This is a genomic window from Bacillus sp. R86525, from assembly GCF_042466195.1.
Lineage (GTDB): Bacteria > Bacillota > Bacilli > Bacillales > Bacillaceae_G > Bacillus_A > Bacillus_A nitratireducens.
Genome location: NZ_JAXHPX010000007.1, coordinates 2,453,354 through 2,474,465 on the forward strand (window position 1 = coordinate 2,453,354; position 21,112 = coordinate 2,474,465).

General features: G+C 33.8%; 22 protein-coding genes and 1 pseudogene. 14 read left to right on the plus strand and 9 right to left on the minus strand.

Annotated elements, in window-relative coordinates; translation table 11 throughout:
* The first annotated feature begins 109 nt into the window (after window positions 1–109).
* The gene (locus SJY24_RS15155; RefSeq protein WP_377865252.1) at window positions 110–1,327 is read left to right on the plus strand and encodes an aspartate aminotransferase family protein; all 1,218 of its coding nucleotides are present in this window, start codon (window positions 110–112) and stop codon (window positions 1,325–1,327) included.
* Between the two features lie 302 nt (window positions 1,328–1,629).
* Complete coding sequence (locus SJY24_RS15160; RefSeq protein ID WP_377865253.1) at window positions 1,630–3,081, plus strand: MFS transporter; 1,452 nt, start codon at window positions 1,630–1,632, stop codon at window positions 3,079–3,081.
* Window positions 3,082–3,149: 68 nt separating this feature from the next.
* On the opposite strand, the gene SJY24_RS15165 is transcribed toward SJY24_RS15160, so the two are convergent.
* From SJY24_RS15165 to SJY24_RS15175, 3 genes are read right to left on the minus strand one after another with little or no spacing between them, the layout of a single operon-like run.
* Window positions 3,150–4,259: a DUF4018 domain-containing protein gene (locus SJY24_RS15165; RefSeq protein WP_377865254.1), complete on the minus strand. Its 1,110-nt coding sequence runs from the start codon at window positions 4,257–4,259 to the stop codon at window positions 3,150–3,152.
* Window positions 4,234–5,397: a DUF58 domain-containing protein gene (locus SJY24_RS15170; protein WP_377865255.1), complete on the minus strand. Its 1,164-nt coding sequence runs from the start codon at window positions 5,395–5,397 to the stop codon at window positions 4,234–4,236. The genes SJY24_RS15165 and SJY24_RS15170 overlap by 26 nt, the downstream gene beginning before the upstream one ends.
* Entirely contained in the window at window positions 5,394–6,323 is a 930-nt protein-coding gene (locus tag SJY24_RS15175; RefSeq protein WP_377865256.1) for an AAA family ATPase, read from the minus strand. Before SJY24_RS15175 ends, SJY24_RS15170 begins: the two co-directional genes overlap by 4 nt.
* A gap of 204 nt (window positions 6,324–6,527) precedes the next feature.
* Here SJY24_RS15175 and SJY24_RS15180 point away from each other — a divergent pair, with 204 nt between their 5' ends.
* The 3 genes from SJY24_RS15180 to SJY24_RS15190 all read left to right on the plus strand — a co-directional run bounded on the left by SJY24_RS15180 (window position 6,528) and on the right by SJY24_RS15190 (window position 9,032).
* A complete protein-coding gene (locus SJY24_RS15180; RefSeq protein ID WP_098767605.1) occupies window positions 6,528–6,845 on the plus strand; it encodes a PadR family transcriptional regulator in 318 nt (105 codons plus the stop codon).
* A 7-nt stretch (window positions 6,846–6,852) separates the two neighbouring features.
* Window positions 6,853–7,389: a DUF2812 domain-containing protein gene (locus SJY24_RS15185; protein WP_098767607.1), complete on the plus strand. Its 537-nt coding sequence runs from the start codon at window positions 6,853–6,855 to the stop codon at window positions 7,387–7,389.
* A 533-nt stretch (window positions 7,390–7,922) separates the two neighbouring features.
* On the plus strand, window positions 7,923–9,032 hold the full coding sequence (locus SJY24_RS15190) for a lactonase family protein (protein WP_377865257.1): 1,110 nt from the start codon (window positions 7,923–7,925) through the stop codon (window positions 9,030–9,032).
* 167 nt (window positions 9,033–9,199) lie between these two features.
* Here SJY24_RS15190 and SJY24_RS15195 read toward each other — a convergent pair whose 3' ends face one another.
* A complete protein-coding gene (locus tag SJY24_RS15195) occupies window positions 9,200–9,448 on the minus strand; it encodes a hypothetical protein (RefSeq protein WP_000433610.1) in 249 nt (82 codons plus the stop codon).
* Between the two features lie 281 nt (window positions 9,449–9,729).
* Between SJY24_RS15195 and SJY24_RS15200 the strand changes: the two genes are divergently transcribed.
* The 6 genes from SJY24_RS15200 (at window position 9,730) to SJY24_RS15225 (ending at window position 13,260) form a co-directional block, all read left to right on the plus strand.
* Window positions 9,730–10,113, plus strand: coding sequence for a VOC family protein (locus SJY24_RS15200; protein WP_377865258.1), 384 nt, complete (start codon window positions 9,730–9,732; stop codon window positions 10,111–10,113).
* A gap of 15 nt (window positions 10,114–10,128) precedes the next feature.
* Window positions 10,129–10,671 (plus strand): GNAT family N-acetyltransferase, encoded by a 543-nt coding sequence (locus SJY24_RS15205; RefSeq protein ID WP_377865259.1) that lies wholly within the window; start codon window positions 10,129–10,131, stop codon window positions 10,669–10,671.
* The gene (locus SJY24_RS15210) at window positions 10,671–11,252 is read left to right on the plus strand and encodes a kinase (protein ID WP_377865260.1); all 582 of its coding nucleotides are present in this window, start codon (window positions 10,671–10,673) and stop codon (window positions 11,250–11,252) included. The genes SJY24_RS15205 and SJY24_RS15210 overlap by 1 nt, the downstream gene beginning before the upstream one ends.
* A gap of 24 nt (window positions 11,253–11,276) precedes the next feature.
* On the plus strand, window positions 11,277–11,855 hold the full coding sequence (locus tag SJY24_RS15215; protein WP_377865261.1) for an HAD-IA family hydrolase: 579 nt from the start codon (window positions 11,277–11,279) through the stop codon (window positions 11,853–11,855).
* A gap of 654 nt (window positions 11,856–12,509) precedes the next feature.
* Window positions 12,510–12,677: a hypothetical protein gene (locus SJY24_RS15220; protein WP_097808126.1), complete on the plus strand. Its 168-nt coding sequence runs from the start codon at window positions 12,510–12,512 to the stop codon at window positions 12,675–12,677.
* A 271-nt stretch (window positions 12,678–12,948) separates the two neighbouring features.
* A complete protein-coding gene (locus tag SJY24_RS15225; protein ID WP_377865262.1) occupies window positions 12,949–13,260 on the plus strand; it encodes a hypothetical protein in 312 nt (103 codons plus the stop codon).
* Between the two features lie 41 nt (window positions 13,261–13,301).
* On the opposite strand, the gene SJY24_RS15230 is transcribed toward SJY24_RS15225, so the two are convergent.
* Window positions 13,302–13,517, minus strand: a complete 216-nt coding sequence (locus SJY24_RS15230; protein WP_098767623.1) for a helix-turn-helix domain-containing protein — start codon at window positions 13,515–13,517, stop codon at window positions 13,302–13,304.
* 10 nt (window positions 13,518–13,527) lie between these two features.
* Entirely contained in the window at window positions 13,528–14,010 is a 483-nt protein-coding gene (locus SJY24_RS15235) for a DUF2975 domain-containing protein (RefSeq protein ID WP_377865263.1), read from the minus strand.
* A gap of 162 nt (window positions 14,011–14,172) precedes the next feature.
* Between SJY24_RS15235 and SJY24_RS15240 the strand changes: the two are divergent.
* Together SJY24_RS15240 and desA are read left to right on the plus strand one after the other, a co-directional pair.
* A pseudogene (locus tag SJY24_RS15240) lies at window positions 14,173–14,702 on the plus strand (ATP-binding cassette domain-containing protein); the annotation flags it as partial.
* Between the two features lie 332 nt (window positions 14,703–15,034).
* The gene (desA, locus tag SJY24_RS15245) at window positions 15,035–16,066 is read left to right on the plus strand and encodes a Delta(5) desaturase DesA (RefSeq protein WP_141527635.1); all 1,032 of its coding nucleotides are present in this window, start codon (window positions 15,035–15,037) and stop codon (window positions 16,064–16,066) included.
* A gap of 440 nt (window positions 16,067–16,506) precedes the next feature.
* Here the strand turns inward: desA and SJY24_RS15250 are convergent, their stop codons facing one another.
* Window positions 16,507–16,710, minus strand: coding sequence for a hypothetical protein (locus SJY24_RS15250; protein ID WP_377865264.1), 204 nt, complete (start codon window positions 16,708–16,710; stop codon window positions 16,507–16,509).
* Window positions 16,711–17,080: 370 nt separating this feature from the next.
* Window positions 17,081–18,331 (minus strand): AraC family transcriptional regulator, encoded by a 1,251-nt coding sequence (locus SJY24_RS15255; protein WP_377865266.1) that lies wholly within the window; start codon window positions 18,329–18,331, stop codon window positions 17,081–17,083.
* 154 nt (window positions 18,332–18,485) lie between these two features.
* Here SJY24_RS15255 and SJY24_RS15260 point away from each other — a divergent pair, with 154 nt between their 5' ends.
* Window positions 18,486–19,244 (plus strand): SDR family NAD(P)-dependent oxidoreductase, encoded by a 759-nt coding sequence (locus tag SJY24_RS15260; RefSeq protein ID WP_377865267.1) that lies wholly within the window; start codon window positions 18,486–18,488, stop codon window positions 19,242–19,244.
* A 451-nt stretch (window positions 19,245–19,695) separates the two neighbouring features.
* On the opposite strand, the gene SJY24_RS15265 is transcribed toward SJY24_RS15260, so the two are convergent.
* Complete coding sequence (locus SJY24_RS15265; protein ID WP_377865269.1) at window positions 19,696–20,928, minus strand: helix-turn-helix domain-containing protein; 1,233 nt, start codon at window positions 20,926–20,928, stop codon at window positions 19,696–19,698.
* Window positions 20,929–21,112: the final 184 nt, after the last annotated feature.

A 21,112-nucleotide genomic window follows, 5' to 3' on the forward strand; every position in this document is an offset into this window, starting at 1 on the left:
ACGTTTTAGAAAACCACAATTAAAATTTCAATCTTAAAAATGAATTTATACATGACTTTATAGAGAATGAACATAAATAAACAGGGAAAATAACTAGGAGGAATTTAAAATGTCGGATTGGTTTCAATTGGATAAAGAATATATGATGCCTACGTATTGTCGTACGAAGGTTGCAATAGAAAGAGGAGAAGGGTGCAAGCTTTATGATGTGGATGGTAAAGAGTATGTAGACTTATTTTCTGGTGTCGGAGTAAACGTATTAGGGTATAATCACCCGAAAATTGTGCAAACGACAATGGAACAAGTTACGAAATCGCTGCATCTACCGTTTCATTTTTTAAACCCAGTTGCGATTGAGTATGCAAAGAGATTAGTTGATTGCTCTTTAAAAAACGGAAAGGTCTTTTTTACAAACTCAGGTACGGAAGCGACAGAAACAACGTTGAAATTAATTGATAAGTATAGAGCTAATACGCATGAGGAACGTGAAGGAATCGTAGTGTTGAAGAATAGTTTCCACGGGCGTACGTTAGGAGCACTTCATTTTACGAGACAAGAAAGTGTATATCAAAATTTCCCTAAAACATCGATTCCTGTATATGAAGTGGAACGTGAAAATATAGAACAATTAGAAGAAATAATTATTAACGAAAATCCGATTGCAATTATGTTAGAGCCCGTTTTAGGAAGCGGGGGGATCTATCCTTTATCAAGTGAATATTTACATGGTGTTCAAAACTTATGTGAGAAATATAATGTACTACTTATTGTTGATGAAGTACAAAGTGGTATGGGGAGAACAGGAAAACTATTCGCTTATCAAAATTTCAATATTACACCCGATATTATTCAAATTGGCAAAGGAGCAGGAGGCGGGATACCGCTAGGGGGAATTATTGTAGGTGAAAAATTATGTGATGTATTTGCACCAGGGGATCACGGTACAACATTTGCTCATTCATCAATGGGAACTGCTTTAGGTTTAACCGTATTAAATATATTGATTGACGATGGTTTAATGCAAGAAGCGTATGAAATGTCACAGTATTTCAATGAAAAATTGCAAGAAATTCAGAAAGAAAATTCTTATCTTATTAAAGAAGTACGTCATGCTGGGATGATGTTTGGAATTAGTATGAATGATACAAATGAAAATGTGAAGAAATTACAGGCAGAGCTAATGGAGAAAGGGATGCTAGTTGACGTTACACAAGGGAACATCATTCGTTTACTTCCTCCATATATAATTACTAAAGAAGAAATTGATGCATTTATTTATGAGTTTATCTCCTGTATTCATAGCTTATCAGCTATAGCAAGTGTTTAAAAATCTTTATGAAAAAGCACCTTATTTTTAATTCAAATAGGAAGAAAATAGGGGTGAAAAAATAAATTTACGTATTAAAATAAAAAGCTGAAAAAGGTACTCGTATAGCGCCTTCTTCAGCTTTTTAAAATACTAAATTACTTAACCTAGGGAGCATCTCATTGGACAAATAATTAATTATGTGAAACAATAATAACAGATAAGGAGACGTTGCTTTTCCTTAAGTGCTTCGTATTGAATTTATTCTAGTAAGAGAAGGTGTGCTTAAAGAAGTTAAATTAAATAAGGAGCTGTTTTACTATATGCAACAAAATAATGATTTGAATTTTGAACCTCAAGACGTTAATATTGTCAATCCTAAACAAGCGAGGAAAGCAGTTATTGCTACTGGCATTGGGAATGCAATGGAGTGGTTTGACTTTGGATTATACGCATATTTAGCGGTAATATTAAGTCAATTATTCTTCTCAGGTGTGGATAATAGTGGTTTGCAACTTGTACTTACATTTGGTACATTTGCAGCGGCCTTTCTCGTTCGACCAATCGGAGGTATTTTCTTTGGTAGAATAGGAGATAAGTATGGCCGAAAGATTGTTTTAAGTACAACTATTATTTTAATGGCACTTTCTACATTATTCATCGCATTACTACCAACCTATGAACAAATTGGTGTATGGGCACCAATACTACTTTTAATTGCTCGAATGATTCAAGGCTTCTCTACAGGCGGCGAATATTCAGGAGCAATGGTTTATATCGCAGAATCTTCTCCAGATAAAAAGCGTGGTATACTCGGTAGTGGTCTTGAAATTGGAACACTCTCAGGTTACATTGCTGCCTCGGTAATTGTTACCATTTTAACGTTATTATTAACAGATGAGCAAATGCTCAGCTGGGGATGGCGTATTCCTTTCTTAATTGCTGCACCAATTGGTTTGGTCGGTTTATATTTACGACGTCATTTAGATGAATCTCCAATCTTTGAAGAGATGGAAAAGGCACAAGAGGAATCTGAAGACAACGAACAATTTTCATTTATTGATATATTAAAATATCATAAAAAAGACTTCTTATTAAGCACAGTAATTGTTGCCTTCTTTAACATTACAAACTATATGATCCTTTCGTATATTCCTTCTTATTTAACACAAGTATTAAAAGTCAAAGAAACAACAGGCTTATTAATCATTTCAATTACGATGGCACTTATGATTCCACTGGCACTTTATTTCGGTAAATTAAGTGATAAAGTAGGTAATAAATGCGTAGTACAAATTGGTTTACTTGGTTTAGCATTATGTTCAATTCCAGCATTTTTATTAATTGGTAACGGACATATTGTAGCCATGTTTGCGGGTATTTTCGTCTTAGGTTTCTTCCTTAGTGTATATGAAGGAACATTGCCTTCGTTATTACCAGCACTCTTTTTCACCGATGTACGTTATCGTGCACTTTCTATCTCCTTTAATATTTCTGTATCTATATTTGGCGGGACGACACCGCTCGTATGTTCATACTTAGTTCATGCTACTGGTAATCCACTAGCACCAGCATTTTATTTAACAGGTGTAAGTGTGATTGGATTAATTGTATTTAGTGTACTATTTGTCACAACATCAGGACGTGCACTAAAAGGTTCTTATCCTACTGTAGAATCGAAAAAAGAAGCACATCAAATCGCTAAAGAGGATCCTGAAGAAACACTTTGGTGGCATGAAGAATCTTTAGAAATTGAAGCAGGAAAAAAAGCATAATTTGTGAAAAGCAACGTGGACTTTTACACAAAAAGACTCCTAGTTTAATAGGAGTCTTTTTGTATACATTATTTTCTCTTCTTCTTTAAACTCTTCTGATATGCATAAAGCTTATGAATCTCTTCCTTAAATTTATGCAAAAGTACAGTGTTTTCACCATTTGAATACCGTACTGTATTATAAGCATCTATAATAATATGACTCTGAATATTTGCACCTTCTTCAAGATTTATTCTTTCTAACCAAGCCTCAACCGTTTCTCCTCGCTCTCGGTTTAAAGGGGGGGATAGTTTGCTCTCGAGTTTGAAAATTTCTTTCCGAATTTCGTTATTTGGTGGTTTATTTCGTTTGAACCGTTTTTGACCTATTCCTTCTTTATCAGTAATGATAGTAGATTCGAAGATAGGCATATTTGGTAAACTTAAATGTTTTCGATTTTTTATTATTTTCCTTACGACATAAATAGCGATGACTGTACAGACTATTATTGTAGCGGTATTTATGAGTATTGGGTCAAAATCAGGAAGTTTTTTCCCGTCTTCAATTCGTGGCTTTAAGAGATGTCCTTTATTTGCCCAAACTCCTTCTGTATCTTTCATTTCAGCTGCTTTAATTAATGGCATTAGAGCATAGCCGACTCCTAATGCGATAAATTCTGTCAAAAAACCAAACATAAGTCGAATAAAAGGGAACACTTGAACAATTAACATACTCATTACACCAATCGTAATGATAGAAGCGAAACGTAATAGTTGTTGTTTACGATTTGCCCCGGTTAGCCAAAAGGTAATCATAATGTGTAAAGCTAATAGTAACACTTTCCACAATGGCGGAAAGGGGGCATAAAATATAGCTGAAACGACAAACCATACAATACCGCCTAACGATTTTTGAACCGGATAGCCAGGTCCGACCGCGTGTACGATAAAGAAGAAAAGCGGTAACATAATTGTTCCAAATAGAGAGAAAGGGAGAAGGAAAGAAAAAGCGACTATTTGAATAACTAGCAGTATTACAAACCCTGTTGTTTTTTTCTTCATTAATTTATGAATAAGAAATAACCCTACATAGCCTGTTGTTAAAAATATTGCAATACCAATGAGTTCATCTCTTTCTGTTAATAATGAAAGAAGGAGGAGTAGAATAAAGTCATTAACGTGAAAGAGCCAAGTTTTCAACTGGTTCCACCATCCTTTCATTATTAATGAGAAACGTAGGCTGAGATAGAAGAGGGAGCTCATGCTTCTGCGTGCCAATGTATATCATTGTAGATGAGCGCTCTCTTTTTCTCGTTATATAGTGAAGAAATCCTTGTTTCGGAAGTAACGTACTATCATCTGAAATACGTGCTAATTCCTCTAAAGCCTTCCCGTAATGTGTTTGTCCTTCATTTAATGGTAAATGCAATGCACCAGTTTCTGCTAATACACTAATAAATAATTCAAACGGTATTTGATGCTTCGTTGCGAATTGACAAATGTATGTTGTAAATGAAATAAGGTCTTCTACATTTTCTTTCCAACCGAATCCGCGATCAGCAGCTAAAGAAAGACAAATCGTCCAACTATAATTTTTTACAGGTTCATATTGCTTCGCTTGTAACGCCTGCATTTTAGCAGATGCTTTCCAATGAATAGAGCGGAAAGACTCACGTTCATATCGCTTTACACCGATAATGGATGTTTCATCATTGTAAAAAGAGAAATTCGTTCGATACGAACCTGTTAATAATTGCTGAAGTTCTTGTAAACCGGCTACTTCTTTAGGAGTAGGGTATACAATAATTTCAGTCTTTAATTTATCGAAAACAGGTAAATGGACAGTTAATAAATGAAAAGGGTCTTTTAAAACACATTCAAATTGTTCAATTTGAAAGACACCACGCTTCGTTGCGGTTAATGTTAAATCCCATTTTTGCGCTGAATGAGCAGGTTGTGAAAATGGGAAAGAAAATAACGTTTTTGATATTTGTTCAATCCCTTGATCTTTATGCGGTATAAGGGACGAATTTAAATGAAAATAACAAACACCATTAACGAGTGGTATATTTGCTCCATTTTTTAAATGAATAAAAAACTGTCCGGATTCATCAGGGAAAAGCCGAGTTGTTTGTTTTTCATTTATAACTTGAAATCTTTTCTCTATGTAAGCGACATATTTATAAATGAAAATCGCAAATAAATAGTAGAAGAAAAAGAGAAACATAATAATTCGTTGCGGCAGAAAAAACGTAAAAAGTAAAGCGATGGGCACAGTTAATTGAATAATGTGGATTTGAAAAAATAAAGGTACAGTTACAACGCGCTGTCCATTCATGCTTGTTCAATCTCCACGGGTACGTCCACTTCTTTTAAAATCCTTTGCATTAATTCATTTTTTGTCGTACGTAAAGCTCCTTCCATTGACAAGACGATACGGTGATTCCAAACAGAAGGAACTAAAAATTGAATATCTTCAGGCGTACAATATTCTCTCCCGCGTAAAAAGGCTAATGCTTGAACGGCACGCACTAAAGCTAAAGTGGCACGCGGGCTTACACCGTTAGCGATGTAATCATGATTTCTTGTAGCATGAGCAAGTTTAATAATGTAGTGTTCTAACGGTTCTGATACGAAAATTTCTTTCACTTGTTTCTGCGCTTCTAAAATGTCCTCTAAAGAAATGACAGATGTGACGCTTTCTAAAGGTGTATTGTTACGAAAACGACGCATCATTTTTAATTCATCTTCAGGAGCCGGATAACCAATTGAAATCGTCATTAAAAAACGATCAAGTTGTGCATCTGGAAGAGGAAAAGTTCCTTGTGATTCAATCGGGTTTTGCGTCGCAATAACAAAGAATGGTTTCGGAAGAGGAGTAGACTGCTTTTCAAGCGTTACTTGTCGTTCTTCCATAGCTTCTAACAAACTAGATTGTGTTCTCGGCATCGTGCGGTTAATTTCATCTGCAAGTAGTATATTTGTCATAACTGGTCCAAGTCTTAATTCGAATTCACTAGTTTTTGGATTAAAATATTCAATACCTGTTACATCACTCGGAAGTACATCAGGGGTAAATTGAACGCGAGAAAAATTACCACCAATGCTTTTTGAAATTGTTTTTGCAAGTAATGTTTTTCCGGTGCCAGGCACATCTTCCAGAAGTACATGTCCGTCAGCAAGCAATGAAACGAGTAGTAAATCAATAACATTTTCCTTACCGACAAAAACAGATCCTATGTTTTCTTTCAATTTAGTTATCATATGTATCATTCCTTTCAAAGTAAAAGTGGATATTTCTATATTTTAACAAATTATTCAGAAAATTGATATGATTTCTTAATTTGAAGAAATAGATATTTAATTATTACATTACTCTTGCATATTTTGGAATATGATTATACAATATCGATATACGATGTATCGTTAGTCGATATATCATAAAGCGATGTATCGGAGGTGGTTATAATGAATGCGAAAGCGCAAAAATATATTCCGTTAACTGAGGCAACATATTACATATTATTGTCACTTGTGAAGCCAATGCATGGTTACGGAATTATGCAAATGGTAGAAGAGATGACAAATGGGGAAGTAAAACTCGGTCCTGGTACTTTATATGGGAATACGACGAAGTTATTAAAAGAGAAATTGATTGTTGAAGTTGCCTCTACAGACAGAAAGAAGTGCTATGAGTTAACACCATTTGGTAGAGAAGTGTTAGAGCTAGAGTATAGCAGACTGCAGAGATCTGTAAGAAATGGAAACAGTATATTAGGGGAGTGAATGGAAGATGGAGACAAAGAAGATATTCAAACCTTTCGCGGTATGGAGCTTAGAAAAAGAAGAAGCTTTTTTACGGAATATGCACCAACAAGGCTGGGCATTACAAAAATATAATATAATGTATACGTTTCAGAAAACTAAGCCGAAAGATGTAGTATATAAAGCGGATTTTAGATTGGATTATAAAGATTCAAAGGAAAAACAAAAAGAATATATTGAAATATATGAAATGTGTGGATGGAAACATGTAACGAGTTTTGCAAAATGGAATTATTTTTGTAAAGATGTAGAAGAGGAAAAAGAGTTGCCTGATATTTATTCAGAAAAGGAAACGAAGGTACAAAAAATGAAGGAATTACTACAATTTTTTGCCTTTATTTCAATAACTATATTACCCTCAATGTATAACGCATTTTTAAGTTCAACAGAATCAAGAGTGCCAATTTGGGCGAAAGTTATGCTGGGGTTTGTTGGTTGTATGTATATGTATCTCTTTATAAGACTCTCTTGGAAAATTAAGAAATTAAAAAGTGAAATATTATAATAAAGAGTGGATTTTAAAAGAAGATGATTTCGTAGATAATTATACGGGAATCATCTTCTTTCATTTCTATGTAATTTTATTTTGTTCACTCTTTTTTACATAATAAAAGACTATATATTTAAGGAATATAACTAACAGTTACAAAGAATAATTACTAGTAATAATACCTAAAAAAATCATAAATAATCAAGAAACGACGCAAACAGTAGAAACAGTCCATATAGCTAGACCGTAAGGAGTTGTTATCTTCTTCCAATCGAAAATCCAAAAGTAGAGTATGATCATGTGGCAAACTAATAGTAGTAATGCGGATGGAATCATTAATCTGTTATTAAATATCATTTATTTCACCTCTCTTATGTAAATATTACTAAAAGAGTATGGAGTTTAAAATATAATATGGAAGTGAATAAGGTTTTCACTTAAAGAAACTACGAGATGAGTAAGAGATAATTTTAAAACAATTTCCATTTGCGTGGGAATTTAAATGGAAAAAGAACCATATAAAATTATGAAGGGAGGAGGGTCCTAAAATGCAGAGAATGAACAATTATTTTCGTGCTCGTGCGAGTATGGTATACATGATGACTAATAATGAAGTAATGAATCACATTGTTGCTTTTCATATGGATACGAATGGAATGCTCACCTTTGTGGGTTCTTACCGAACTTACGGAAGAGGTACTGGTATAAAGGAAGTTTCTACAGAAACGGCAAACGATGGTATAGATCCTCTAGCATCACAAGGTTCTCTGATTTTGTCCCGTGATGGTCGTTTCCTATTTGCAGTTAACGCAGGCAGCCATAGTATCAGTAGTTTTATCATAGCAGATAACGGGGTGCCGACTTTCGTGGATGTAAAGTCATCAGGAGGTGCTCAGCCCAATAGCATTGGTGTGTATGATAATCTTCTCTATGTCTCCAATGTAGGTAATGCTGCAAACAATTTTGCATCAAATATTACTGGATTTCACATAGATGATAAGGGAAACCTTACACCTATTCCAGGATCCACTCATGCTCTCAGTACCTTTAATGCTCAGCCCGCACAAGTTCTCTTCACCCCGGATGGTAGTAAAATTGTTGTCTCCGAGCTTACATCAAACCATCTCAGTGTCTTCCATGTAAATAAAGATGGTACGGTTACAGGACCAATTGTTAATGATTCTTACGGTAAAGGCCCATTGGGTGCTTACTTTCTATCGTCCGGAATTCTCTTAGTTACAGAAGCGGTTTCAAATGCGTTGTCATCTTATTCATTGAGCAATGACGGTACTCTTCACGTAATCAGCGGCTCTGTACAAAACGGATATAAAACTGCCTGTTGGGTTATAACAACGAAGGATGAACGTTTTGCCTACACTACGAACACTTTAAGTGGCACCATCTCCACCTACCAAATCGCCCCCAATGGAGTACTGTCAGTAGTAAGGCATATTACTAGTACGCCGTCGGGGACAGCACCGGGTCTTCCGATGGATGTTGGAGTGAGTAAAGATGGACGACATTTTTACACCCTTAATGGAAATCAGGGCACAGTGTCAGTATTTAATATTCAAAGTGATGGTAGTCTAGTAAGGTTGCAGGTTGTTGCTTCATCAAATTTTCCTTACTTTGGGTCGCAAGGCTTAGCTGTTCTTTGATTCTATTGGGCCGCTATATTTGTGTGGAAAAGAAAAATATATGACGGTGTATGAATAGTAGACATGTAGATGAATTAGGAACCTTTGATTAAACAGCAATTGTCCACCTTGCTTACGTAAACCGAAAAAACCCCCTATAGAAAATTGGTAGGGGGTAATAAAAATGTTTAAGAAAAAGACTGATTTTGCGCAGGTTTAATAAATTGTTCTGGGTTTTCAACAAGTCCACATACAGCACATTGGACGCGGTAAGTTGGTCCTTGATAAGCCATATGAAAAGCGTTCATCGTTTCATTTGTGTATTCTTCTTCTACTTGACCAGTTTGTGGATTTAATTTGACTGGTTTTACTTGTTGCTCAAGAATATTAAAGCGAGTACGGTTCGTTTTACAGCTTGGACATAGCATTGGTTCCATATGTATACACCTCCATTTGTAGCATTTCTTAAGCGGTATGATTTTATGCAAGTAAAAAAACTTTCTCAATATAAATAGGTGTTTAATGCATTTAAAATTCAGAAAAAATAAAATATAATAAAAGTACGAACTGGTTATGTCCAAACCAAATCTCCTGTTTTATGCCAATAAGCTGGGGGGCCAGAAATCGGCCTCATTTTTTTTTGCCCGGCTCTATGAGGTACAAGGTTTTTAAAAACATTTGTCGAATTTTTAGTGGTGAAGGTAAAGGGGGAATAATTATGAACTTAAAAATGAAATACATTATTTTATATGTAGAAAAGTTTGAACAATGTCTTCAGTTTTATAAAGAAATTTTAAAATTACCAATAAGAGCTGAACACGGTACATATATTGAATTTGAAACAGGATCAACAATTTTAGCGATGAATACACGAGAGGATGTTAAGGAGTTAACAGGACTACCTCTCACAGAAGGTGTACTACAATCTTCGCATTTTGAGTTAGGGTTTGTTGTAGAGGATGTAAAGGAAACGATTGAGAAATTAAAAGAACAAGGGGTTAAAGTTCTAGTTGAGCCAATCGTAAAACCGTGGGGACAAACAATTGCTTACATTGCTGATCCAGACGGTAATTATATTGAAATTTGTAGTTCATTAGAATAGAAGGAGAAAAAGAGGATGGGGTTTCCAAAATTAGAAACAGAGCGTTTACTATTAAGAGAACTTACACTGTTAGATGCAGAAACGATGTTCCATTATTTTTCAAAAGAATCCGTTATTCGTTATTTTGGGATGGATGCTTTCGAAAATATTGAGCAAGCGAAAACGACTATTCAAACGTTTAGAAAGCGTAATGAAGAGGGAAATGTGTTTCGCTGGGGGATAGAGAAGAAAGGTACGGATCAATTAATCGGTACGTGTGGGTTTCATTTAATTAACAATCATCATAAACGAGCTGAAATTGGTTATGAGCTAGATGATACATATTGGGGACAAGGATACGCAACTGAAGCACTGCAAGCAATGCTAGCTTACGGATTTGAAACGTTGCAATTTATAAGAATTGCAGCTGTCGTATATATAGAAAATGAAGCTTCCCGTAATTTATTAAAAAAATCTGGGTTTCAAGAAGAAGGATTACTTCGAAAATATATGATTCAAAATGATGTTGCTCATGACACGGTCGTTTATTCATTATTAAAAGAAGATTGGCAAAAGTAATGAGCACAAATGAAATAATGAAAGTTATTCAGGAACATAAAGATGAGCGATTTATAATCGGTATAGACGGACTAAGTCGTTCGGGTAAAACAACATTGGTAAAAAAATTAGTAGAAAATATGAAACGAAGTGGAATCTCGTTTCATATTTTTCATATTGATGATCACATTACCGAGCGAAATAAGCGATATAATACTGGATTTGCAGGGTGGTACGAGTACTATAACCTTCAATGGGATATTGATTGGTTGCTGCGAAACCTTTTTCAAAAGTTACAAAGCGACATTGAATTAGAATTACCTTTTTATCATGATGAAACCGACTCATGTGAAATGAAAGAAATACATCTTCCTTTAGTAGGTGTAATAATTGTAGAAGGAGTTTTTCTACAGCGAAAAGAATGGAGAGATTTCTTTCATTATATGGTGTACTTGGATTGCCCAAGAGAGAAAAGATTTCTGCGAGAAAGCGAAGAGACACGAAAGAAACTTTCGAAGTTTCAAAATAGGTATTGGAGAGCAGAGGATTATTATTTGAAGATGGAATTGCCGAAGGATGGGGCGGATTTAGTCATACAATGATTGGAAAATAGAAAGGTGAATACAATGAATATTTTATGGGACTTTGATGGGACGTTATTTGATACGTATCCAGTTTATACAAAGATTCTTTCTCAAGTTTTAGGGGAGGAAATAAGTGAAGAAGAAATCTATACAAATTTAAAGGTTTCATTTTCTCACGCAATTGATTATTATGAAGTATCTAAAAAACAATTAAGTGAAATTGATGTATTAGAGAGTCGCATTATCATAGAAGATATAAAACCATTTGAAAAAGTGGAAGAGGTTTTAAAGTTTGCCGATAAAAATGTAATTATGACTCACAAAGATAGAGCGGGGGTATTATCTATATTAAATCATTACGGCTGGGACAAATACTTCGTAGACATGGTTACAATTGACGATGGCTTCCCACGAAAACCGAACTCTTTAGCTTATGATCATCTGCATAAAAAGCACAATATCGATTTAGCTATTGGAGATAGAGAATTAGATTTATTACCTGCAAAAGAATTAGGTATTTCAACATGTATGTTTCAAGGGAACTGTGACGTAGCTGATTATTATTTATCGAATTATTCGGAATTTTTTAAGATAGTGATTGATAGAGAATTTTCTTTGTAAAATAAGTTATTATTAAAGACTGTATCTTTCAATTTAAAGGTACAGTCTTTATTTTTTAGAGCGATTGTATTTTTATTTTCTATATACTTTAATACGTTCTTTCCCCCATGTATGCAACAAGGTATCTATATTTACTTATTGCCAAGGATTAAAGAATGATTGTCCATCTTTATTAAAAAAAATAGCCGTCACCTACATGAAAAGAAGCGTGTATTACACCGTTCTATTTATTTCTCCATACCCGAATATCAGTAGGTAATAATAACTCTAGTGGTATTGAAGTTAATTCATATTTAAACTCATTATGTAAACTATCTCATAGCGATTTATGAATACTTAAATAACACTTCGAGTGACACTCGAATGAGTACAGTGATAAATAATGAAAAATGAAGTTTACCTGATAAGTTCACCTAGAATGTCTATCATGGTTGTTAGCTGAGGGAAGAATAAAACTTCATATTCCGTAATTATAGTAATTGACGAATTAGAAATTATGATTTGAATGAAGATGTTTTTTTAGTAACTATTTGGTGGCTCTTTTATTATGTGAAAATTATATAAGCTATGTGAGAGTTGAAAAAATAGCATAGTATCTTTCTCAATGTACATATTAAGTGAAGTGCTTCATATGTACATAAAAGGCGGGATAATATGGATAAAAATAAGAGGAATGAAGAATTGGATGAGTTTAAGAAACGTTGGTTTAATGAAGATAATCAACCAGTAGCTGGTATAGAGTTAGCTTTGCCACCTGATATTGGAAGCATGTTAGACTCGAAACCCATTAATGATGAAAGTAGAGAAAGTAAAAATGAATAACTTTTATCTAAGCATCCATTCGGGTGCTTTTTATTTTGGAGGAGAAAGTAAAGTGGAACTAACTAAACAAGAACAAATAGTTATTATCGGTAGGTTAATTATACGTATGGAAAGGGTATACGTCACTGTAACAAGTGTCTTGTTAATTTTGTAGCGTTATATGTCCCAGGGGAAAATGGGATAATTGCTGCAGAAGTATCTGCTATCTTAACCGAATTATGGTTATTCATGCTAATATGAACTCATAGCTATATAGAAGGGGTGGGTTAATATGAAAACTGAAATAGTTCCCAAAAAGAAGTATAGCATAATAAGCTATGTATCTTTACTCATCGGGATTATGTGTTTTTTATTCGTTTTTATAACTCCGACGAGGATAGCAAATGCGGGTAATATAGTGGGTGATTATATTACAATTGCTCTTACAGGTGTAGGTATTATACTTTCAATAATCACAATGACGAAAAAAACAGAGAAAAAGGGGATAGCTATTATTTCATTAGTACTGTCCTCATCATTTTTTATATTTTGGATCATCGCAATTATTTTAGTTTTGACGGGTCAAGTTAGCTTCGCGCCGTAATGAGCAATAAAAAGAGTCCTTCATTAATAGAAGGACTCTTTTTATTCGCTATCTTCAGGTTGATATTCTAAAATATCCCCAGGTTGGCATTCTAATGCTTTACAAATAGCATCTAAAGTTGAAATTCTAATTGCTTTTGCTTTTCCATTTTTTAATATAGAAAGGTTAGCCATTGTAATTCCAACCTTCTCTGAAAGCTCTGTTACGCTCATTTTTCTTTTAGCTAACATTACATCAATATTAATTATTATTGCCATGTTATTCACCTCAGACCGTTAAATCATTTTCTGATTTTATATCTATCGCATCTTTTAAAAGTCTTTGGAGAACGGCAGCAAAGACTGCGATAACCATTGAAGCAAAGATTAGAAGCATCCCAAGTATAATAATACCAGGTGCGTCATCTCTCTCTGCCACAAGATAGAAGAGTGGCATGCCTACTACATATAATATACTAATTGTTACTGCGCAGTGTTTTATCTTCTTTAAAGCTCTAACAGATAATTTCGAGAAGGCGTTACCCTTGTCAATGTAGCTTACAAGTTTAAAGGCTTGATATAGAGCAAAATAAAAAGGTATCACTGTTGCATATAGAGTAAGTAACACCAGATATTTTATTAATGCAAAATTGGGGTACAATTCCGCTGCATAATTCCCTATGTTAGGAACTAAAAATATACATAAAGCAAGAACAGGGATACCGATAAGGATAATAGCTGTCTTTAAAAAGAGTGTTGATCCTTGTTTCATATAAAGCACCTCATTTAAATATTATCTATTTAATCTAACATGAAATTTATCGTTTAACAATAAACTTTTATTTATTTTAATCTTGTTTTTATTGTTAAGTAAATTTAAATTTTAGATGAAAATAAAAAGTACTGCTCTTTATGAAAAAAGGCACCGAACACAGTTACTCACGATCAAATAGAAGCTATGACGATGGCACTCGCCTTGTTGTGCTAAAAGACGGGATTGTACAACAAGTCGCTACATCGAAAGAAGTGTATGATAATCCAGAGAATGTATTTGTTGGCGGATTTATTGGTTCTCCTGGAATGAATTTTTTCAAAGGAGTATTAACAGATAATGCAGTTATGATTGATAAGTGGAAATTTGAAGTGCCAGAAGAGAAGATGAAGAGTTTGCGAAACAATGGATATACGAATAAAGAAATCATAATAGGGATACGTCTAGAAGATTTTTATTATGGAAAAGCAATCGAGGCTTTACCGTATAACGCAAAAGTAACGGTATCTATTGATGTAGCAGAATTAATGGGGGCAGAAACATATTTATATTCTAACATTAATGGTCAATCTTTTGTTGCACGTGTGGACACATCTTTAGATGTGCAAAGTCAATCAAATATAGAGCTCGGTTTCAACATGGATAAAGTGCATTATTTCGATTCAGAAACTGAGAAACGGATTGTTTTATAGATAATACTTTTAAAATGTCTTCAAATACTACAATTAAATAAATAATAAAGAAGTCGATTATCCTTAAATTTATGGGGAATCGGCTTTTTTACGGTTTTAGGAAACAGGTTGTTGTTAACTTCATGAAAATGAGGGATTACTATTATCAACTTCCACAAATGCTTTTTCTATCGTATTATAGAAGCTTTTTGGACGTAAGCAATTTGTAAGGGATGAGTAAGAAAAAAGAGATTTTTATATTATAAAATATTTATTATACCTACATATAACACCTACTACTAATAATGTGTTATAATACGAATTAGCAACAAAACGGAAAGGAATTAGAAAAAATGAACTTACAAAATACTAAAAATTTAAAAAAACAAGTTGCTCCTTTTGAAAAATCAACGGCAAAAAAAAGTATTTGGCAAATCATCAATACGGTAGTGCCATTTATTATCTTATGGTACCTTGCTTATAAAAGTTTGTCCGTTTCTTATTGGTTATCATTAGTTCCATCACTGTTAGCCGCTGGATTTATGACACGGATTTTCATTATTTTTCATGATTGTACCCATCATTCTTTTTTTAAAAGTCGCCGTGTAAATAGAATAGTAGGGACGTGTATGGGTGTTTTAACTTTATTCCCGTTTGATCAATGGGGGCATGAGCATTCCGTTCATCACGCTACAAGTGGTAATTTGGATAAGCGAGGTACAGGAGATATTTGGACGCTTACAGTGAATGAATATTTAGCAGCACCATTTAGACTCCGTTTAGCGTATCGTTTATATCGCAATCCGTTGGTTATGTTTGGATTAGGTCCGATTTATGTTTTCCTTCTTAAAAATAGATTTAACAGAAAAGGTGCTAGAAAGAAAGAACGCATGAACACTTATTTGACGAATGTTTTAATTGTTGCTTTAATAGGGGTACTTTGCTGGGCAATCGGATGGCAATCGTTTCTTTTAGTACATGGTACGATATTCTTAATAGCAGGTTCAGTAGGTATTTGGCTGTTTTACGTACAGCACACATTCGAAGATTCTTATTTTGAAGAAGATAAAGAGTGGGAATATGTGAAAGCGGCAGTGGAAGGAAGTTCATTTTATAAACTTCCAAAAATCCTGCAATTTCTAACTGGTAATATTGGATTTCATCATGTTCACCATTTGAGTCCAAGAGTACCTAACTATAAATTAGAAGAGGCACACAATAATACGCTTCCTTTAAAAAATGTACCAACGATTACTCTTGCTACAAGCTTGCGTTCAATTCGTTTCCGTCTTTGGGATGAGCAAAGTAACAATTTTGTTACCTTTAAAGACGTCAAAAATTTAATTAAAAACAATGTTTCTGTTCAAGTGAAATCTGAACTATAACTTCATCATATTTAACTGACTCCTCTTAATCATTTTTGATTTAAGGGGAGTTTTTGTTTAAATAGTAGATGCCCGATATGGAGAAATTTTAAATGATTCAAATAATAATTGCGGTGGATTAGGAAATGCCGTTAGGGATTGTTGGTTCCCTACTGGATTTGATAGGAAATAGGATATTAAATCGATAATATAATGAAAGTAAAAACGAGCACGCCTATTTATAGCGATAGGGTGCTCGTTTTCCTATCTATGCACAGAAAGAAAAATTCATCTTTCACCTACCGTTTGGCTATTGATCTGTCCATGTTTGAGGAAGGAGAATTCTTTCGTGAATTAGGCTAAAATAAATCCCTGATTTTGAAATTTGCACCTGAGCGGTTCGTTATAAATAAATGAAAAAGAATCAAGTTTACTCGTTCTTAAAATTTTTTCGTTGCAATTTACTTTTTGTTTGTTGTTCTTTCTACATCTGAAATGGGTAAGTCTGTGCCATATAGGTCTTGGGTAATATCTATTTTGTTGTCGAGGGGTTGTTTCTCTTGAGATGACGTTTCTAGCATTTCTTCTTGGGCTTTACTAGGGGTATTAAGAGCATCTGATGGGACGTGATTAATCGGTCGGTTTAATAGATTTTCTTTATCCATGCTATACAGCTCCTTTTTTTATTATGACAAAAATAATGTAAGTATAAATGGTCACTTAAATATTTTGTGTTCTTGAATGATATTATATACAAAGCTTATTTTGCAAAGTTAACTAAATGAAAAATGAATAATTATTAAGATGCACAAAATCAAAATTCTTAGTAAAAACTAAAAAAGAGCACCACACACAAGCGCTCTTTAACATAATACCTAGCCCAGTACCTTTTTCTGTTCGGTATTGGATACAGTGTACTGATAAACGACACCTAAAATATCAAGATGGTCTTTTCGTCCATTTTTTTTTGAATTATGGATATAAATTTATCTTAGGTCGATAGTGATGTGCTGGCACCCCTATTTGATAGAATAATTATGTCGTTGTATGATCGGGAAAATGATCATTTCTAAACTGCCTGGGGGTTAAACCAGTGTATTTTTTAAAGATTTTTATAAAATAACTTTGGTCGTTGAAATTCAGCCACATGCTGATGTCTAAAATCGAATAATTAGTTAAAAGTAATAGTTTTTTTGCTTCGTCAACTCGTTGCTGTTGAATGTAATCACTTAGTGGTTTACCAACCTCTTTTTTAAAAAGTGATGATAAGTAATTTGGGCTTAAATGACACATTTGTGCAAGCTGATTAAGTCTGATGTCGTCATAAAGATGGTCATAAATATAATGTTGACAAGCTGTAATTGTTGCAGAATATTTTTCTTCATTTAATTGGTGCACACGATTGGTAAAATCCATTATGGCTTCTTCCATTAATTTTAAAATTGCTTTTAAGCTTCCTAATTCCTCGAGTTGTTGAATATAGAAATCACTTAAGGTAAAGGCCGCTTCAGTATTTAAACCACCTTCAATGGCCGCTCTGCAAACAAGAGCAATTCCAGTTATCATTAAATTTTTTTCACTTCTTAGGCGATTTCGTTTCGATAATAACCCTAATTCCGCCTCGCCGACAATAGAGTAATCAAAGATATCCTTTATTTTATTTATTCGTCCTTTTTTGACATAATCAAGCAAAACTCGTTCATATGAAAGATTGGAATGGAAAATGAAATTCCTTCTCCCTTTTGAAAGCTCAAGATCCGGATTCTCTAATTCAATCATATCAAGGGTCAGCGCTTTATTGTTTTGGATGACCATCGTTTTATCAAGCTTTTTATGATACATCAAATAATAAACTAATAGACTAATGGTTAGGAATTGTTGACTATCAATAATGGGGATGGAACGATAGTATTCAATGAGTTTCCTTTTATTCAGGTTTCCGTTAAAAGCATCAAGGATTTTGCTAATATTTTCATCAGATATTTCTGACTCAAGGGTAGGGCCTAAAATAATAGTGCCTAAAAATAGGTTCGTTTTTTGTAGATTGACAAAGAAAAAGTTCAAATTTGAATTCGAAAAGAAGATAGGAAAATCCTTTGAATTCTCTTCATAAGTATAGACACTGATTTGCTCCTTGAACTGGCTGTAATATGAATGCCCCTGTAAGTCTCTACTTGAAAATTCGTATTCAATCTCACTAAATTGATTGACATAATAAACAGGTATTTGATGAGCTTCATAAATAAGCTCACATATATATTGTAAATCTTGTATGACCGTTTCCATCTAGTCCATAAACTCCATTCATTTTTTTGGAATTGGCTATATTTTTATAATACTTAAATAAATACTATTATTCGTAAGATAATACAATATTCCTTTTTATACAAGCAATAAAATGATTGTATAAAAAGGAATATTAACTAGGGAGGAATTAAACATGGAATTATCAAATAAAATTGCTGTCTTAACTGGTGCAGGAAGTGGAATCGGAAGAGCAAGCAGTTTGAAACTTGCTAGTAACGGTGCAACAGTTGTATTAGTCGATTTCAATGAGGAAACAGGAGAAGAAACGTTAAAACTTGTGAAAGAACAGGGCGGAGAAGGTATCTTTGTCCAGGCCGATGTCTCGAAAACTGAAGATGTGCAAAACTATGTAAAGAAAGCAGTCGAAACATATGGACGTATCGACATATTTTTCAACAATGCAGGTGTTATCCAAAAGTTCGCACCTTTCACTTCAATAGAAGAATCCGAATTTGACCGCATTATGTCTATCAATGTAAAAGGGGTCTTCCTTGGAATGAAATATGTGTTAAAAGTGATGGAGGAGCAAGGAAGTGGCTCAATTATTAATACTGCTTCTACTGCAGGGGTTCGTCCTGAGCACAGTGTAGCTGCATATTCTGCAAGCAAACATGCGGTTGTAGGCTTAACCAAGGGTGCTGCATTAGAATATACGAAAAAAGGAATTCTTATAAATGCACTCTGTCCTGGTGGTGTGAAAACAGCATTAACAACAAGTGTTGAAGCTCAGTTTGCAAAAGGTGGATACGTTCCAGAAGAGATTTCCAATATGAGAATGGGTCGTTATGCTGATCCGAAAGAACTCGCTGAAATGGTTGCTTACTTAGCATCAGATAAGGCGAGCTATATGTCCGGTTCAATTGTTCTTGTAGATGGCGGGCTAACTTTATAGTCAATAAAAACATCGAGTAGGGTTTTTCCCATTTAATAATTAGGGGCAGTTATGACTGTCCCTAATTTATTTTTTTAACCTGACTCAATCATTCATGTATGCTGTTAAAAGATTAGCAAAGTTTCACACATTTAGTGTAATTGTGTGGTTAATTCCATATATTTCAGGATTTGTATATTGGATGACCAACAACTAATAAAAAGAATTTGAACTTTCTAAACGTATTATACATTAGGAGATATAAGAAGAAGCTAGAGAAATATTTACACCATTTATTTTCCTTTAGCTCAAAAGCCATGTATTGAGAATGGAAAGGAAACAGAAAAAACGTATATCATTAATAAAAATCCTCTCAACACGAGTCGAGGGGATTTTTATTAATAATATAAAGCAACAAAAATAAATCTATTGGTCGAACGAGAGAAGGTTGCTCTTAGTAGGACGATAAGCATTAAAAACATCCATTTTTAAATTGTTTAGGTGAAACACCAGTATGTTTTTTGAAGACCTTTGTAAAATGGCTCTGATCATGGAAATTTAATAATGAAGAAATTTCGGATATAGAATGTCTCGTATAAGTCATTAAACTTTTTGACTCATCAATTTTAGCACGCTGTATATATTCGCCTAGTGAAATTCCAATTTCTTTTTTGAAAAGGGAAGATAGATAGCTAGGGTTTAATGCGACTATTTCGGCTAGATGGGATAGCGTGATTTCTTCGTAAAGATGAGTAAATATATAATTTTGACATACGTTTATAGGTTTTGAATGTTTTTGCATCGTCCCATTTTTAACTCGTTCTGAGAACTCAAGTAAAGCATTCTCCAAAAATGGAGAAATGGCTTCACTTTTATTTATTTCTTCGAGTTTTTGAATAAATAAATCACTGAGGGTATATGCGATTTCAGGGAATAGTCCACCATCTATAGCTGATCTAGTCGCAAGTGTAATTGCCGCGATGGCAGAATTCTTCTGGCTTCGCAAATGACTTGTTTTTGATAACACCCCAAGATCCCCTGATTCAGGCAATTTCTTTAGATTTTTAATTAAATTATCCTTTTTCCCCAGCTTAATACACTCGAAAATTTCCCTTTCAATTAGTGGATCGATATGAGTTAATGTACTTTGACGTTGCTCTGATATTTGTACGTCAGGCTGCTCTATTTCAAATTCTGCCTTTTTTACAAGTATATTTTTTTGCAGAATATCAGCAATGTCTAATTTTTGTTGATACAGCATGTAATAAAGAACCATACTCACATTTAAAAAATTCAAATTACTTAAGATGGGGAGAGAATGATAATATCGAATCATTTTCTCTTTGTCTATTTTTAGTTGAAGATCATTAATGAGTCCTTTAATTGAGGTTTCTGATAACCTGGAATAAAGGACTGGTCCAACGATGATATTCCCACTCAGTTGATCGTTTAAACGCAAGTTAATTGAGAAAAAATTTTCAAGAAAAGAAGTCTCTTCAAGTATCGGAAAAGTATAGGGAGGATTGTCCCTAAATACTTGGTTAAGCAACTCCTCTTTTGAAGAATACAAAGGGTTATGCTGAAAATTTGGAGAGATTTCAAATGCTAAATTTCCTTTGTTATCAATGAAAAAGATAGGTGTTTTATGTATGTCAAAGACTAGCCTACAAATATAATATAGATCTTCTAGTTTGGAGCAATTCATTATTTTAACCTCTATTCATTAAACATTAGCCAATATATTTACAAGTTAAAGGCAACATAAAATCCTCTCTTGAGCAATGGTTTCACAATAAGAGGGTACATCTTATGTTACTCTGCAAAATAATCATAAATATAATAAGCCAAAATTTTTACAAGTATTCTAAAGAATATACCATAATATCTAA

Excerpts from the sequence above, each read along its gene's own strand:
- SJY24_RS15155 (WP_377865252.1), top strand. The coding sequence starts at position 110 with ATGTCGGATTGGTTTCAATTGGATAAAGAATATATGATGCCTACGTAT.
- SJY24_RS15160 (WP_377865253.1), top strand. The coding sequence starts at position 1,630 with ATGCAACAAAATAATGATTTGAATTTTGAACCTCAAGACGTTAATATT.
- SJY24_RS15170 (WP_377865255.1), bottom strand. The coding sequence starts at position 5,397 with ATGAATGGACAGCGCGTTGTAACTGTACCTTTATTTTTTCAAATCCAC.
- SJY24_RS15175 (WP_377865256.1), bottom strand. The coding sequence starts at position 6,323 with ATGATAACTAAATTGAAAGAAAACATAGGATCTGTTTTTGTCGGTAAG.
- SJY24_RS15180 (WP_098767605.1), top strand. The coding sequence starts at position 6,528 with ATGAATGCGAAAGCGCAAAAATATATTCCGTTAACTGAGGCAACATAT.
- SJY24_RS15185 (WP_098767607.1), top strand. The coding sequence starts at position 6,853 with ATGGAGACAAAGAAGATATTCAAACCTTTCGCGGTATGGAGCTTAGAA.
- SJY24_RS15190 (WP_377865257.1), top strand. The coding sequence starts at position 7,923 with ATGCAGAGAATGAACAATTATTTTCGTGCTCGTGCGAGTATGGTATAC.
- SJY24_RS15195 (WP_000433610.1), bottom strand. The coding sequence starts at position 9,448 with ATGGAACCAATGCTATGTCCAAGCTGTAAAACGAACCGTACTCGCTTT.
- SJY24_RS15200 (WP_377865258.1), top strand. The coding sequence starts at position 9,730 with ATGAACTTAAAAATGAAATACATTATTTTATATGTAGAAAAGTTTGAA.
- SJY24_RS15205 (WP_377865259.1), top strand. The coding sequence starts at position 10,129 with ATGGGGTTTCCAAAATTAGAAACAGAGCGTTTACTATTAAGAGAACTT.
- SJY24_RS15210 (WP_377865260.1), top strand. The coding sequence starts at position 10,671 with ATGAGCACAAATGAAATAATGAAAGTTATTCAGGAACATAAAGATGAG.
- SJY24_RS15215 (WP_377865261.1), top strand. The coding sequence starts at position 11,277 with ATGAATATTTTATGGGACTTTGATGGGACGTTATTTGATACGTATCCA.
- SJY24_RS15220 (WP_097808126.1), top strand. The coding sequence starts at position 12,510 with ATGGATAAAAATAAGAGGAATGAAGAATTGGATGAGTTTAAGAAACGT.
- SJY24_RS15225 (WP_377865262.1), top strand. The coding sequence starts at position 12,949 with ATGAAAACTGAAATAGTTCCCAAAAAGAAGTATAGCATAATAAGCTAT.
- SJY24_RS15230 (WP_098767623.1), bottom strand. The coding sequence starts at position 13,517 with ATGGCAATAATAATTAATATTGATGTAATGTTAGCTAAAAGAAAAATG.
- SJY24_RS15235 (WP_377865263.1), bottom strand. The coding sequence starts at position 14,010 with ATGAAACAAGGATCAACACTCTTTTTAAAGACAGCTATTATCCTTATC.
- desA (WP_141527635.1), top strand. The coding sequence starts at position 15,035 with ATGAACTTACAAAATACTAAAAATTTAAAAAAACAAGTTGCTCCTTTT.
- SJY24_RS15250 (WP_377865264.1), bottom strand. The coding sequence starts at position 16,710 with ATGGATAAAGAAAATCTATTAAACCGACCGATTAATCACGTCCCATCA.
- SJY24_RS15255 (WP_377865266.1), bottom strand. The coding sequence starts at position 18,331 with ATGGAAACGGTCATACAAGATTTACAATATATATGTGAGCTTATTTAT.
- SJY24_RS15260 (WP_377865267.1), top strand. The coding sequence starts at position 18,486 with ATGGAATTATCAAATAAAATTGCTGTCTTAACTGGTGCAGGAAGTGGA.
- SJY24_RS15265 (WP_377865269.1), bottom strand. The coding sequence starts at position 20,928 with ATGAATTGCTCCAAACTAGAAGATCTATATTATATTTGTAGGCTAGTC.